Source organism: Gordonia sp. VNK1 (genome assembly GCF_040049135.1).
GTDB lineage: Bacteria > Actinomycetota > Actinomycetes > Mycobacteriales > Mycobacteriaceae > Gordonia > Gordonia oleivorans.
The window spans coordinates 1-1549 of the sequence record NZ_JBDZDJ010000059.1 but is presented as its reverse complement, the minus strand read 5'-3'; the positions used below and the strand labels follow the sequence as shown (position 1 = coordinate 1549).

Below are 1549 nucleotides of genomic sequence, written 5' to 3'. Positions count from 1 at the left end.
GCGTGTTGTGGGGTGGTGTTTGTGAGTTTGTTTTTTTGCCAGTTTTTTGGATTGTTTTTTGGTCAGGTTCTTTTTGTCTCTCTGGCTGAGATTGTGTTGAAACTTTGGTTTCAGTGTTTTTTCATGGAGAGTTTGATCCTGGCTCAGGACGAACGCTGGCGGCGTGCTTAACACATGCAAGTCGAACGGAAAGGCCTAGCTTGCTGGGTACTCGAGTGGCGAACGGGTGAGTAACACGTGGGTGATCTGCCCCTGACTTTGGGATAAGCCTGGGAAACTGGGTCTAATACCGGATATTCACTTTCTCCTGCATGGGGGTTGGTGGAAAGCTTTTGCGGTTGGGGATGGGCCCGCGGCCTATCAGCTTGTTGGTGGGGTAATGGCCTACCAAGGCGACGACGGGTAGCCGACCTGAGAGGGTGATCGGCCACACTGGGACTGAGACACGGCCCAGACTCCTACGGGAGGCAGCAGTGGGGAATATTGCACAATGGGCGCAAGCCTGATGCAGCGACGCCGCGTGAGGGATGACGGCCTTCGGGTTGTAAACCTCTTTCACCAGGGACGAAGCTTTTGTGACGGTACCTGGAGAAGAAGCACCGGCCAACTACGTGCCAGCAGCCGCGGTAATACGTAGGGTGCGAGCGTTGTCCGGAATTACTGGGCGTAAAGAGCTCGTAGGCGGTTTGTCGCGTCGTCTGTGAAATTCTGCAGCTTAACTGCAGGCGTGCAGGCGATACGGGCAGACTTGAGTACTACAGGGGAGACTGGAATTCCTGGTGTAGCGGTGAAATGCGCAGATATCAGGAGGAACACCGGTGGCGAAGGCGGGTCTCTGGGTAGTAACTGACGCTGAGGAGCGAAAGCGTGGGTAGCGAACAGGATTAGATACCCTGGTAGTCCACGCCGTAAACGGTGGGTACTAGGTGTGGGTTCCATTTCACGGGATCCGTGCCGTAGCTAACGCATTAAGTACCCCGCCTGGGGAGTACGGCCGCAAGGCTAAAACTCAAAGGAATTGACGGGGGCCCGCACAAGCGGCGGAGCATGTGGATTAATTCGATGCAACGCGAAGAACCTTACCTGGGTTTGACATACACCAGACGTCGGCAGAGATGTCGATTCCCTTGTGGTTGGTGTACAGGTGGTGCATGGCTGTCGTCAGCTCGTGTCGTGAGATGTTGGGTTAAGTCCCGCAACGAGCGCAACCCTTGTCCTGTATTGCCAGCAAGTAATGTTGGGGACTTGCAGGAGACTGCCGGGGTCAACTCGGAGGAAGGTGGGGATGACGTCAAGTCATCATGCCCCTTATGTCCAGGGCTTCACACATGCTACAATGGCCGGTACAGAGGGCTGCGATACCGTGAGGTGGAGCGAATCCCTTAAAGCCGGTCTCAGTTCGGATCGGGGTCTGCAACTCGACCCCGTGAAGTCGGAGTCGCTAGTAATCGCAGATCAGCAACGCTGCGGTGAATACGTTCCCGGGCCTTGTACACACCGCCCGTCACGTCATGAAAGTCGGTAACACCCGAAGCCGGTGGCCTAACCC

Annotated in this window: 1 rRNA gene; it reads left to right on the top strand. The window is 55.7% G+C overall.

Annotated features, from left to right (window positions below):
- Positions 1-120 precede the first annotated feature (120 nt).
- A 16S ribosomal RNA gene (locus ABLE94_RS26290) occupies positions 121-1549 on the top strand; the annotation flags it as partial.